Origin of the sequence: Arcicella rosea, from assembly GCF_014204325.1 — a bacterium.
GTDB lineage: Bacteria > Bacteroidota > Bacteroidia > Cytophagales > Spirosomataceae > Arcicella > Arcicella rosea_A.
On the sequence record NZ_JACHKT010000036.1, the window covers coordinates 40,120 to 53,519 of the forward strand.

Genomic DNA, 13,400 nt, shown 5'->3' on the forward strand with positions numbered 1-13,400 from the left:
TTATTTTTAAGGAAGAGTTCTCTATCAATCAGACAGTTGTCACCTGTAAATTGCTATGTTAATGAGCCTACAAACAAAATATTGTGGGAAGTACTATTCCTACATTTGGTACATCTTTTTCTTTTCTTTCTTTTTTTGTGCTAAGATTCAAGCACAAAAGAAACTCAATGATTTTAGCGATGAACAGCTGAAAGCTTTATTTCTGAAAGCTCAAGCAAATGGCATGTCCGAATCGCAAATCAAAGAAGCCATGTTGTTGAAAGGTTATTCGTCGGCACAGTTTGATACACTTCAAGAAAGATTTACCAAAAAGTATTTCAACAATCTTCAACCGAATTCTCCAAAAGAAATTATATCTGCTCGACAAGTAATCAAACCAGCAATTCCTTTTGTCAAAAAAGATTCTTTCGAACATCATTCTCCCAAATCTGCTATTTTCGGAGCATCACTTTTCACGCAAAATAATTTAAGTTTTGAACCCGACTTACGCATCGCTACGCCTAAAAATTATCAATTAGGGCCAGACGATGAATTGAATATTGATATTTTCGGAAATGCTTTGGATAATTATAAAGTAAAAATCAGTCCAGAAGGAACGATAAAAATCCTCAATCTTGCTCCCATTTACATCAACGGATTAAGTATTGAAACGGCTTCCGAGAGAATTATCAAGCATCTTCGTCAACTTTATCAAGGTATTAATTTGCCCCAAAGTGGCGTTTCTGCCCAAATTACTTTGTCGAATGTTAGAAGTATTAAAGTAACACTTACAGGCGAAGTGCATCGTCCAGGCACTTATACTATTTCATCTTTAGCAAGTGTTTTTAATGCACTGTACTTGTCGGGTGGACCTTCTGAAAATGGTTCTTTCAGAAATATTCGGGTCATTAGAAATAACAAAATTGTTAGAATTATTGATTTGTACGACTTTTTACTCCGTGCCGATCAAAAAGATAATATCAGATTACAAGACCAAGATATTATCAGAATTGCCGATTATGAAACAAGAGTAGAAATTATTGGCGAAGTAAAACGTCCGATGATTTTTGAAGTAAAATCTACAGAAAACCTCAAAGAAATACTCCGTTTCGCTGGCGGATTTACGGATAAAGCTTACACTAATCTAATTTCTCTTAAAAGAAATACGGCAACAGGTTTAAAACTGTTTAACATTACCGAAGACGAAGTATTGACTTTTATTCCTAAAAATGGCGATAAATATACGGTTGGTGCAATTCTGGAACGCTACGAAAATAGAGTACAAATAAAAGGAGCTGTTTTTAGAGCTGGCGAATATGCTTTGGAAAGGGGACTAAGTACAGTAAAAGAATTAATCAAAAAAGCCGAAGGTTTGAAAGAAGAAGCTTTTTTGAATCGTGCTACAATTACTCGAAAACAAGAAAATAATGAGCCAATTATCATGGCTTTCGATGTTGGCAAATTGATTAGAAATGAAATTTCGGATATTCCTTTACAAAGAGAAGATATTGTCGAAATCAGTTCTATTCCTTCACTCCGAGAAAAAAGAACGGTTAGTATTTACGGAGAAGTAAACAAAACTGGCGTGTTTGATTTTGTAGAAGGCTTAACGATTGAAGATTTGATACTTTTTGCCAATGGTTTTACAGATGCGGCGAGTAATACAGAAATTGAATTATCAAGACGGATATTGGATGATGATTCAACAAACACTAATCACGAGCAAGTGAAAATTTTTACGTTTAAAATTGACCGTAACTTGAAATTATCTTCTGAAAATTCAGGATTCAGATTGCAAGCCTTTGATAGAATTTACGTTCGTAAGTCGCCAAATTATGCCGTCCAGAAATCGGTAAGAATAAACGGCGAAGTGAATTTTTCAGGCGTTTATACGATAAAAGATAAAACACAGCGTATTACGGATTTGATTCATTTGGCGGGAGGTTTGAAAAAAGAAGCTTTTCCGAAAGGAGCAAAATTTATGCGTGACAGTTCAGTCTTGGCGATAGATTTGGCTTATATTTTACAAAATCCCAATAGTTCAGACAACCTTTTATTACTCAATGGCGATTATCTTGAAATTCCAAGAACTTTAGAAACCGTAAAATTATCTGGGGAATTCTTGAATCCTGTAGCAGTAACTTTTCGTCAACATCTTAACGTAAAAGATTATATCCGACAAGCAGGAGGTTTTACTGACAAAGCCAACAAAAGAAAATTGTACATAAAATACGCCAATGGCATTTCGGATAAAACCCGAAAATTCTTGATTTTTTATACTTATCCCAAAGTTGAACAAGGGGCTGAAATTATTGTACCAAGTAAACAAAACGAAAATATACATAAACTTTCTACTGGAGAACGCATCGCTTTAGTTGGGGCAATTACTTCGGTTTCCTATTTATTAGTCAATATCAGTAATAACTTAAAATAAATCTATACCATGAAAACTAACCCTATTTTTAACAATTTTAGGCTATTTCCTTTGCTTCGTTTACTACTTCAGAAGAAATGGAAAATATTCATTGTTAGTACTTTATTTACTTTTTCAGGGATTTTGATAGCCTATAATATTCCAAATGAATATACTTCGCAAGTTCAGATTTTGCCCGAATTGGAAATCAAAGAAGGCACTGAAAGTATGAATAATTTTAAATCTTTGGCTGGACTCGCTGGCGTTGACCTTAGTAGTTTTGGTTCTACCGAAGCTGTTCGCCCAGATTTATATCCAAATATTTTGCAGAGTACGCCTTTTTTGATGCAATTACTTCATTTAAAAGTTTTCTCAATTCAACACCAACGAGAAATGCTAGTTTCGGAATATTTGAAAGAGTGTAGGAAAAAGGAAATACTTGTTAAGCTTGTTGGCGAATCAAATAAAAATGAATTATTGATTTCAAGTCCCAAGATGTCGGAACTGATTCATTTAAATAAAGAGGAAGATATACAAATTAGAGAATTGCATAAAAGAGTGGTGACTTCTTTAGACAAAAAAACAGGTGTAATTACCATGTCTGTAAAAATGCAAGACCCTGTAATTGCCGCTACGCTTGCCAAATTTACGCAAGACTATCTACTGAAATATGTGATTCAGTACCGAACAGAAAAAACGCAAAAAGACATAGATTTCTTATCCTCTCGAATCAATGAAGCTCAAAAAAATTATGATAAAGCTCTTTTTGCTTACTCTCATTATCAGGATATGAACAGGAATTTATTCTTGAATATCGCAAAAGATGAGGGCAAAAAACTACAACACGAAGTTGAATTGGCTTATAATCTTTATACGCAATTGGCTACTGAATTGGAAGAAACCAAGATTAGGATTCACCGAGAAACACCCGTTTTTAAAGTCCTAGAACCCGCACAAGTGCCTGTGAAGAAAAGTAGTCCTTCGAGAGGAATTATCATTGTAGCCTTCACTTTGTTGGGTTTGGTCTTTTCAATTGCTATTATCATAATTAGATACACAAAGTTTTTTAAGTAAAAAGATGATTTATGTTTATCCAAAATTTCGTTCCAGAATAGACATTGGCATCAGAATAGGAGGGATGGGCTTGGCTAATTGTCTGCTGGTTTATGCCAGAGCTTTGTGTTTGGCAAAAAAGCTAAACGCCAAAATGATTGCTCCAACTTGGGAGCAATTCAATTTCGGGCCGTACTTACGACAAGAATCTGACAAAAGACATTACTTCAACATTTTCAAAAAAGAAGGAATTTCTGGCGGGAAGAAGTATTTTCTGTTGAAAAGTTTACAAAAAATTTCAGAAAACGAATTGTCGGAAATTGAACATTTGAAGTATCAAAATCTCCTGATTGAAGTAAAAGGCGTTCAGCCTTATTTCAAGGATTTGATTGCTGAACGAGATTTTATTGTAGAAAATGTGCTAAAACTCATTCATCCATTTCGGTTGAATGAAGTACAACACTTTTCATTTTCAAGAAAAATAGGTATTCATATTCGTTTGGGAGACTATCACCATTCGGCACAAAAAAGTTTGGATTGGTATCTGGAAATTATCCGTCAAATTGATTTACACACGAATTGCAGTTACAATTTTTTACTTTTTTCAGATGGAAAACCTAAAGAATTAACACAACTTTTAAATTACTCTTCAAGAATCCAACACATTCATTTTGGTTCTTCGATAGCTGACCTTGTGGCTTTATCGAAATGTGAATTTATTATTGGTTCAAATTCTACATTTTCAGCTTGGGCAAGTTTTATGGGCAATAAAATGTTGTTGATTCCAGAACCTAAAGGCTATTTGAATGATTTTTCGGGTTTGGATTATTTTGTTTTGGATGAAGTACCGATTTTGTCGAGAGAAGTTTTGGGGAGGGTTATTAAAATCTGAGGTTATGGAAAGTGGTGGCTGGTCGGGAGACCAACCACGGAAAAAGACTGGTCGGGAGACCAGCCACGGGAAGTGAGGATTATTAAAATCAAGTCATGAAAAAATCACTACACATAAATACAGACTCAGCTTGGCTTTTGGCATACACTTTTACACAGGTTTGCCTGAATGCCATGATTATCAAATACCTCACCAGTACTTTTTCTACCCAAGAGTACGGCATTATTAGTCTTTTTAATGCTTCGTTACAATTCTTTTCAATGATATTTTTTGCTTCGTTTAACCAAACTGCCAGTACTTTCGCTTTTCGTTTTCAAAGTTTCAATCGTATTTTTTTGTACTTACATCCTCAATTTTTTAAAATTTACGGCTTGGTCGTAGTGGCTGTTTTTGTCTTTATTTTTTGGTCTATTTATCTTCATCAATTTCAATACTTTGCCCTAAGTCTGTGGCTAATTCCGATTGCCATACTGGAATCGCAGCATGAATTTTATAAAACTCGTTTGCATTTACTCCAACAACGTAAACAAATCGCAATTGCGATTACGCTTTACTTTGGGATTCGCCTCTTTTTGTTGATTTTCTTTATTCATTTTTCAAAAAGCCTACACGCTGTTTGGGGAGCTTGGGCGATAAGTACTTTGCTGAGTCTTTTTTACTTAAAACATATTTTTAGTAAAACTGTAATACCCGAAAATAATGTGCAAGAAAACCCTTCTTGGACAGAAATTGATAGTTTTTCACGTTGGTTGATGCTCGTAAATACTTTTGCTTGGGTGCAAGTTTGGCTCGATCGTTGGTTACTCAGTGGCTTTCTGAGTACTTCCGAAACAGGTTTGTACAGTTCTTATTCTCAGCTTGCTATTCATCCTTTTAGTATTATTTCGGGTTTATTGATGGCGAAATTTAGTCCGTTTTTATACAAAAATGTTGTAGATAAATCTCAAAGAAATGAATTTATAAAAAATGTAAAATCCTTATTTTCAACCTATTTACTTATCTGTTCAGTAGAAATTTTCTTTATTTTTTTATTGCAAGATTTTCTATTGGAATTACTCTTGGGGAAAGCCTTTTTGGAACAAAAAGAGCTTTTCATCTGGCTTTGTTTTGCTTGGATGATTTTTCAATTAGGGCATTTACTCAGTTTTCTATTGAATGTTTTGGGACAAGCCAAAGCTTTATTCGTACCAAATTTTATTACGGCTTTGGTTTCGGTTGTTGCCAATATTTTACTGATTCCCAAATTCGGTATTTCGGGAATCGTCATTGCTTTTATTTTGACGGGAATTACTAAAAACCTAAGCCTTTTATCATCGCTGTACTTTTTTAGAAAAACTTTTTGGTGATTAGTTAATAGTGACTGGTGATTATAATTTTAAGAATCTAATTATCAATTACTTACAAAAAAAAGAAACATCTCTTAAATTATATAGCAATCTGAATATTCTATAAAACTTAAAAAATCTAATCACCAATCACCATTTACTGATAACTAATATGTGGGATAATCTGCTGATTTCTTTGGTCATCGACCTATCGGTTTTCTTGCTTTGTATTTCGCTTTTGTGGCGTTACGGCAAGTTGTCGGCTTATCATCCTGCTACGATTTATTTGGTTTTTCATTTTCTGATTTTCACCGTTCGTTTGTTTGCGATTAATCGTGGAGCAGCACTTTTCTTGAGTAATAGCACTTATTTTGTGGGTACAGAAAACCATGAAATTAGTCGTGCTGCTTTTTGGGCAGATATGGGTTTTCTGGCAATGACGCTTGCTTGGCTTGTGGAAGCTCAGAAAAATAAAGACGATTTTATTCAGACTGAACAAAGTATTTTGATTGATAGAAAAGTACTGAATATGATACTTTTTGTGACGATTCCTTTGGGGATTTGGGGGATTTTTTCTCAGCAATATATTCCGATGCTTGGCAAATCAGAACATGATTTTGGCGATTGGGAACGCTCTTCGTATTTATCGAATACCCAAAATTTTGTGGTGTTGAGTATGATGGCTTTGATTTTTAAAAATGGCTTCAAGAAAATTTACTTGGCAATTGTCGTGATTTTCCTCCTGATTTTGGCTTTGCAAGGTTATCATCGTTATCGAGTAATTGTTCCGCTGATTTTTTTAGGTTCGTTGTATTTGTATCGGCATCAACAAAAGTGGATGCCCAAACGCTATTGGTTTATCGGGATTTTTTGTTTTTTACTTTTTTTGCCTTTGAAGTATATCGGGAAATTGGTGCAAGAAGGAGCGACGCTGAAAGATTTTTCAGATTTTTTCACGGAATACCAAGAAGTAAGTGGCGACGGGAGTAATGCAGATTTGGCTTTTTTGGATATGTATGCAGTGTCGATGACTTTGGTGGATGAGGCTGGTTCGTATTATTATGGCAAAACTTTTTTCCCCATTTTAGTTTCACCGATTCCAAGAAATTTTTGGAATGAAAAACCTTCATTAATGCAGTGGACGTTGGATATTTCTGTTCCAGAACGTGACATTAGTAAACTGGGTGCGGTTTGTTCGATTTATGGCGAAGCTTATGCCAATTTTGGTTACTTCGGAATTGTGCTGATTCCCTTTCTGTTTGCTCGATTTACGGCTCGCTGTTACTTTAAAGTACTCCGAAGTCCGCCCGATTCTGCTTTTGTCTTTTTGTACTTTTTATTGATTTCTGTTTTGGTGCAGGTTTATCGAGATGGCTTGGTTTCAATCTTTACTTTTATTGTGATTTATAATATTCCATGTTTGTTAATTTGGCTTTTTAGTGTTTTGAAAGGGAAACTGTTCTATGAAAAAAACGGAAATTATCTTTTGGATGAATATTCCGAGTTTTCATCAAAATGATTTTTTGAATGAAATCTCTATTGATTTTGAATTATTCGTAGTTTTTGCTCATAAAATAAATGTTGAAAGAGTACAACAAGGTTGGGATTTTAGCGAAAATTCCATGAATTTTTCTTACTGTTATCTTTCAGATAAAAGTGTTTTTCAAATCTTTCAATTCATTTATCAACACAAAAACGCTTTGCATATTTTCGGTGGAATTTGGGCTGAAAAGTACTTTTTTATGGCTTTGCTCTTACTAAAATGGTTGAAAGGGAAGTACTTGATTTACTCCGAAGCTCCAATTCCGAATAAAAAACGAAGTATTTTTAAGCGATTTTTTCTACAAAATGGCTTCAACTTTATCGCTCGAAAACTCCTTCAAGATGCCAAAGGCTGTTTGGCTGTGGGAAAAAGTGGAGAGGATTTCTTTAAAAAATTGGGGGTTGACGAAAATCGAATTTTGCCTTTTGGCTATTTTAGAAATTTAAGTATTAGTGAAAAGCAAAAAATCAACAAGAATACAATTGAATTTATCTTCGTCGGACAATTGATTGAACGAAAAGGAATCACTTTATTGATTGATGCAATTTTTGCTCTGAAACAGCATTTTGATAATTTTTCTTTGACAATTATCGGTTCTGGGAGACTTGAAAGTACAATTCTTGAACAAATTCAGCATTATCAATTACAGAATCATGTAAAATTACTCGGAACAATTCCAGCCGATGAAGTACCAACATTCATTCAAAAAGCAGATTTATTAATTCTTCCTTCTGATTTCGATGGTTGGGGAATGGTTGTCAATGAAGCTATTTTATGCCAAACGCCCGTTTTGGTTTCGGATGCTTGTGGTGCTTCTTCACTGATAAAAAACAATCAAAATGGCTTTATTTTTCAAGCTGGAGATCTTCATTCTTTGCTGAATCAGTTGCAGCATTTTATGAATTTATCAGAAAAAGCAAGATTTGAATTAGAGGAGAAAGTACAAGAAACAGCCGAAAAAATTCATACAAAATCAATTTCAAGCTATTTTGGTCAATGTATTGATTTTTGCTTAAATCCACATCTACCAAAACCTAAACCTACTTGGCTATGATTTTAGGCATCGACTTAACGAATATCAAAAAAGGTGGTGGACTTACGCACATCAGCGAATTACTAAAAGTTGCCCAACCTCAGCGTTATGGTTTCGAGCAAGTAATTGTTTGGGGAAATGCCGAAACCTTGGCTTTACTTCCTAATTCTGTTTGGCTGAAAACGGCTATTTTTCCACAAACGCAACAACCATTTTTACAATTATTTCAAAGAATTTTCTTTTTCCCGAACATTGCTCGTAAAAATTGCAATTTACTTTTTTCGCCTGGCGGAAGTTTTTTTAGTACAAAAATGGCTTTCGTTTCGATGTCGCAAAATATGTTGGTTTTCGAGAAAAAAGAACGTGACCGTTTTCGTTTCCGCTTCAATTGGTTTCGTTATTTGTTTTTATCAGCTTTACAAACTCTGTCATTTCAACAAGCGAAGGGAATTATTTTTATTTCGGAGTATGCAAAACATTATATTGGTCAATGTTTAAGAAAAGATTTTTCAGATTTTCCCGTCATTTATCATGGCGTTGCGGATAGATTTTCGCAAAAACCCAAAATATTTAATCCAAAAGCTACGATTCAACTTTTGTACATTTCTACGATTTCACTTTACAAACATCAATGGAATGTGGTGGAAGCTGTGGCAAAACTTAGAGAAGATGGTTTTTTAGTGAAACTTGACTTGATTGGTGATTTTTATCCGCCTGCTTGGCAAAAATTGCAACATTCTTTGGCAAAATTTCCAGCTTCAAAAGATTTTGTTAAGGTTCACGGAGCTGTCAATTTTGAGGAAATCGCTAACTATTACCAACAAGCAGACATTTTTGTATTTGCTTCTACTTGTGAAAATATGCCAAATATTCTTGTTGAGGCCATGCGAGCAGGTTTGCCGATTGCTTCTTCTGATTATGGACCAATGCCCGAAATTTTAGGCGATGCAGCTTTTTACTTTGACCCTTTAGATGTTAATTCTATTTATGAAAGCTTGAAAATGATGCTTACTTCACCCGAAAAATGTTTTGAAAAAGCAGAAAAAGCCTTTGCCAATGCTCAGCAATATTCTTGGCAACGCTGTGCGGACGAAACTTTTACTTTTCTTCAAAAAATGGCAAAAGTATAGAAAATTGAAATTTGCCTTGCCTGTTCTGAAAAATGATTGAACTTTGTATTCGATTTGAAGATGTGGAAATTTGATGATTTGAAAATTTCTACTTTTAAAATTGGCTATCTTTTTTAAGATAATTTCAAATTTTTCCTTCAAATTTTTGACATTTAAACAAAAACAAAGCTCAACGCTTCCACAAATATCATTATGATAAAAATCTTGAACATCGTCGGGGCAAGACCGAATTTTATGAAAGTAGCACCTTTGCACCGTGCTTTTGAACAACGTCCAGAAATTGAATCAAAAATTGTACATACTGGTCAGCATTTTGATGCAAAAATGAGTGATGTCTTTTTTGAGCAATTGCAAATGCCCAAACCACATTACTTTTTAGGCATTGGCGGTGGTTCGCATACAGAAGTGACGGCGAAGACGATGCTGGAATTTGAAAAAGTTTTGTTGGAAGAAAAACCTGATTTAGTACTTGTAGTTGGCGACGTAAACGCAACTTTGGCTTGTACTTTGGTGGCAATAAAATCGCATATTCCTGTGGCTCACGTAGAAGCAGGTTTACGAAGTGGCGACCGTGCCATGCCCGAAGAATTAAACAGAATTTTGACGGATAGCGTTGCGGAGTACTTATTTATCACCGAACAGTCGGGCGTGGATAATCTGAAACATGAAGGCGTGCCAGACGAAAAAGTGTTTTTTGTAGGTAATGTGATGATTGATTCTTTGGTACATTATTTAGAAAAAGCTTGTGAGACCAGCGTTTTAGAAGATTTTGGCTTGCAAAAAGATGAGTACGCTGTCGTGACGATGCACCGCCCTGCCAATGTGGATACGCCAGAAGGTTTGGAAGCCATTTTGAATATCATTGCCGACACTACTCGCTATAAAAAAGTAGTTTTGCCCATTCACCCACGCACGGCGAATAATTTAAAGAAGTTTGGTTTATCTGAAAAATTAGAAGCGATTGAAGGTTTGATTTTGACTGAACCGCAAGGCTATTTAGAGTTTTTACAATTGATGCAAAATGCCTCAATTATCATTACTGATTCGGGAGGAATTCAAGAAGAAACTACTTTCTTGCAAATTCCTTGTTTGACTTTCAGAGATTCTACTGAAAGACCGATTACGGTTGAAATTGGTACAAATCAGTTATTGGCTGACTTAAATCCTGTGACGGTTCATGAAAAATTATTAGAAATTTTAGCAGGAAAAACAAAGAAAGGACAAATTCCACCACTTTGGGACGGACATACTTCTGAACGAATTGCGGATATTTTGATTGAAAAATTGAATAAATAGGTTTGGGGGATTTTGGATGTAGGATTTCAGCTATTAAAAGTTAATAAAAAAGAGTAAATGATGATTTTTTAAATCTCGTTTACTCTTTTTTATTATATTTATCTCAATGATTATCAGTCTAATAGTTCAAAGTTTACTCATAAATTCCTTTTCTATGAAACAAATCATACAGCATCTACAAACTGGAGAGACTATTTTAGTTGAAATTCCAGTTCCACAAGTTCGTAAAGCTTGTGTTCTCATCAAAACTCATCGTTCTTTAGTCTCGCTGGGAACAGAGAAAATGTTAGTCCAATTCGGAAAGTCAAATCTTCTTTCAAAAGCCCAACAACAACCCGAAAAAGTAAAGCAGGTTTTAGCAAAAATTAAAACGGATGGTTTCAAACCCACTTTTGATGCCGTCAGACGAAAACTCAATGAACCCATTCCTTTGGGTTATTGCAATGTGGGTGAAGTAATTGCCATTGGAACAGAAGTAAGCGAATTTAAAATTGGCGATAGGGTAGTATCCAATGGAAATCATGCCGAAGTAGTTTGTGTGCCTAAAAATTTGGTCGCCATAATTCCTGACGAAGTTTCTGATGAAGAAGCTACTTTTACGGTTGTGGGAGCGATTGCTTTACAAAGTATTCGTCTAGTCAACCCAACTTTTGGAGAAACCGTTGTAGTTATTGGTTTAGGTTTAATCGGACAGCTAACAGCAGAATTATTATTAGCCAATGGTTGTGAAGTTATTGCCTTTGATTTTGAACAAAGTAAGGTTGATTTAGCCATTTCAAAAGGCATAAAAGCCTTTCAAGTAAAGGAAAAAGACGATAGTTTGCAGATTGCGAAAACCCTAACAAAGCAAATTGGCGTAGATGCCGTAATCATTACAGCCTCCACAAAATCTAATGAAGTAATTGCCCAAGCTGCACAAATGAGCAGAAAAAGGGGAAGAATTGTATTGGTGGGCGTAATCGGTTTGGATATTCAGCGAGCGGATTTTTATGAAAAAGAATTGAGTTTTCAAGTTTCGTGTTCGTATGGAGCTGGTCGCTATGAGACAAATTATGAGCAAAATGGACAAGATTACCCAATTGGTTTTGTGCGTTGGACGGCAAAACGCAATTTTGAAGCCGTTTTAAACGCCATTGCCAAGAAAAAACTACAAGTAAATTCCTTGATTACCCAAAAAGTAGCTTTTGAAAATTTTCAAGAAATTTATGCCAATATGGGCAAAAGCAATGCGATTGCGTCAATTTTGGAGTACTCTGAAAAGAGTTTTTCACTTCAAGACACAATTCAGTTTCAGAATAATACTTTTGAAAAAAGTAATGATATTTTAGCCATTATTGGAGCTGGTAATTTTACGAAAAGTACTGTATTGCCCAATTTAAAAAAGCTAAAGGCGAAAATTAAATACATTTCTTCTTCCAATGGTTTATCAGCAAGCCTTGTTGCCCAACAATTCGGCATTACGAAAGCTACAAGTAATAATGAAATCATTTTTAATGACCCAGCAGTAGGAGCAGTCATTATAACTACACAACATAATACTCATGCAAAGCTTTGTATTCAGGCTTTGAAAGCAGGAAAACACGTTTTTGTAGAAAAACCTTTGGCATTGACCCAAGAAGAAATTGACGAAATCATTGAAGTATATCAGCAATCTGGCAAAACGTTGACTGTTGGTTTTAACCGACGGTTTTCGCCTTTTATACAAGATGCAAAAAAGCAGTTGGGTAGTAATAATTTACCGATGAATGTGATTGCTACGATGAATGCTGGTTGTATTCCAAGTACGCATTGGACACAGGATATGAGTGTTGGTGGTGGAAGAATTATTGGGGAAGCTTGTCATTTAATTGATTTAATTAGCTTTATAACAGGCAGTTTGGTAGAAAGCGTGGTGATGAATGCCATGGAACAATCACCCAGTTTGAACACTGATAATGCTACCATTTTATTAAAATATCAAAATGGTTCGACAGGGGTAATCAATTATTTTTCAAATGGGCATAAAAGTTATTCAAAAGAACGCATAGAGATTTACTCGCAAGGACGAACGATTATTGTGGATAATTTCAGGAAATCAATTTACTACGGTTTTAAAAATTCTGGCTTTTCACAAAGCCAAGACAAAGGGCATTTTCAGCAGTTTAAATTATGGTTAGAAAGATTAAAAAATGGGGGAGAGGCAATTATTCCATTTGAAGAGATTATTAATATTTCCAAGGCGAGTATCGAAGCAGTTTCGTCATTAGTCGTAGGTAAAATCATGTTTATTTAAGTTTCATTTACCGTTTGATAAATTTTACAGGTAATTAATTGGTAAATAATAAAAAAAGATTATATTTAGTTTCTCTTTATTATTTACCAAATGTTAACTAAGATGAACACAAAAACAACTCTCTCAGTATTGCTTTTTTGTTTGTGTCTGGCAAGTTCTGTGGGTTTCGCACAGGATGCTCCAGAAAACAAACCGCCTAAGGCAAAAACTGCCCACAAACTAGGTCTCTCATTGAATTTAGGCACAACGCCTGGTATTGACCTTGCTTATGCCATTAGCCCTAAAATCACTACTCGACTTGGCTTTAGCTATTTTAAGTACAATGTCAATTCTACAACGACTACTTCAGACGAAGAAGTAAAATTAGCGGGTGATGTAGATATGGCGATGGCAGGATTATCTTTTGAATACCATCCTTTCAAAAAAAGTAGCTTCAAATTATTTGGAGGTGCTTCGTATATTGA

10 protein-coding genes are annotated in these 13,400 nt (G+C 34.9%); all 10 read left to right on the forward strand.

Features of this window, described 5'->3' with window-relative positions:
• The first annotated feature begins 61 nt into the window (after positions 1 to 61).
• Positions 62 to 2,413, forward strand: coding sequence for an SLBB domain-containing protein (locus HNP25_RS18580; protein ID WP_184136690.1), 2,352 nt, complete (start codon positions 62 to 64; stop codon positions 2,411 to 2,413).
• 9 nt (positions 2,414 to 2,422) lie between these two features.
• Positions 2,423 to 3,466: a GNVR domain-containing protein gene (locus tag HNP25_RS18585; protein WP_184136692.1), complete on the forward strand. Its 1,044-nt coding sequence runs from the start codon at positions 2,423 to 2,425 to the stop codon at positions 3,464 to 3,466.
• Positions 3,467 to 3,470: 4 nt separating this feature from the next.
• Complete coding sequence (locus tag HNP25_RS18590; RefSeq protein ID WP_184136694.1) at positions 3,471 to 4,337, forward strand: alpha-1,2-fucosyltransferase; 867 nt, start codon at positions 3,471 to 3,473, stop codon at positions 4,335 to 4,337.
• Between the two features lie 95 nt (positions 4,338 to 4,432).
• Positions 4,433 to 5,683, forward strand: a complete 1,251-nt coding sequence (locus tag HNP25_RS18595; RefSeq protein ID WP_184136695.1) for a lipopolysaccharide biosynthesis protein — start codon at positions 4,433 to 4,435, stop codon at positions 5,681 to 5,683.
• A 151-nt stretch (positions 5,684 to 5,834) separates the two neighbouring features.
• On the forward strand, positions 5,835 to 7,181 hold the full coding sequence (locus HNP25_RS18600) for an O-antigen polymerase (RefSeq protein WP_184136697.1): 1,347 nt from the start codon (positions 5,835 to 5,837) through the stop codon (positions 7,179 to 7,181).
• Positions 7,126 to 8,259, forward strand: coding sequence for a glycosyltransferase family 4 protein (locus HNP25_RS18605; protein ID WP_184136699.1), 1,134 nt, complete (start codon positions 7,126 to 7,128; stop codon positions 8,257 to 8,259). Before HNP25_RS18600 ends, HNP25_RS18605 begins: the two co-directional genes overlap by 56 nt.
• Positions 8,256 to 9,368, forward strand: coding sequence for a glycosyltransferase family 4 protein (locus HNP25_RS18610; RefSeq protein ID WP_184136701.1), 1,113 nt, complete (start codon positions 8,256 to 8,258; stop codon positions 9,366 to 9,368). Before HNP25_RS18605 ends, HNP25_RS18610 begins: the two co-directional genes overlap by 4 nt.
• Positions 9,369 to 9,560: 192 nt before the next feature.
• Positions 9,561 to 10,664, forward strand: a complete 1,104-nt coding sequence (gene wecB / locus HNP25_RS18615; protein WP_221432507.1) for a non-hydrolyzing UDP-N-acetylglucosamine 2-epimerase — start codon at positions 9,561 to 9,563, stop codon at positions 10,662 to 10,664.
• A gap of 154 nt (positions 10,665 to 10,818) precedes the next feature.
• Positions 10,819 to 12,936, forward strand: coding sequence for a bi-domain-containing oxidoreductase (locus HNP25_RS18620; RefSeq protein ID WP_184136703.1), 2,118 nt, complete (start codon positions 10,819 to 10,821; stop codon positions 12,934 to 12,936).
• Positions 12,937 to 13,038: 102 nt separating this feature from the next.
• Positions 13,039 to 13,400 (forward strand): hypothetical protein (locus HNP25_RS18625; protein ID WP_221432508.1); only part of this gene is annotated, 362 nt, incomplete at its 3' end.

What these genes read in the sequence shown, in the direction of transcription:
- HNP25_RS18580 (WP_184136690.1), top strand. Translation starts at nt 62, where the DNA reads ATGAGCCTACAAACAAAATATTGTGGGAAGTACTATTCCTACATTTGG.
- HNP25_RS18585 (WP_184136692.1), top strand. Translation starts at nt 2,423, where the DNA reads ATGAAAACTAACCCTATTTTTAACAATTTTAGGCTATTTCCTTTGCTT.
- HNP25_RS18590 (WP_184136694.1), top strand. Translation starts at nt 3,471, where the DNA reads ATGATTTATGTTTATCCAAAATTTCGTTCCAGAATAGACATTGGCATC.
- HNP25_RS18595 (WP_184136695.1), top strand. Translation starts at nt 4,433, where the DNA reads ATGAAAAAATCACTACACATAAATACAGACTCAGCTTGGCTTTTGGCA.
- HNP25_RS18600 (WP_184136697.1), top strand. Translation starts at nt 5,835, where the DNA reads ATGTGGGATAATCTGCTGATTTCTTTGGTCATCGACCTATCGGTTTTC.
- HNP25_RS18605 (WP_184136699.1), top strand. Translation starts at nt 7,126, where the DNA reads ATGAAAAAAACGGAAATTATCTTTTGGATGAATATTCCGAGTTTTCAT.
- HNP25_RS18610 (WP_184136701.1), top strand. Translation starts at nt 8,256, where the DNA reads ATGATTTTAGGCATCGACTTAACGAATATCAAAAAAGGTGGTGGACTT.
- wecB (WP_221432507.1), top strand. Translation starts at nt 9,561, where the DNA reads ATGATAAAAATCTTGAACATCGTCGGGGCAAGACCGAATTTTATGAAA.
- HNP25_RS18620 (WP_184136703.1), top strand. Translation starts at nt 10,819, where the DNA reads ATGAAACAAATCATACAGCATCTACAAACTGGAGAGACTATTTTAGTT.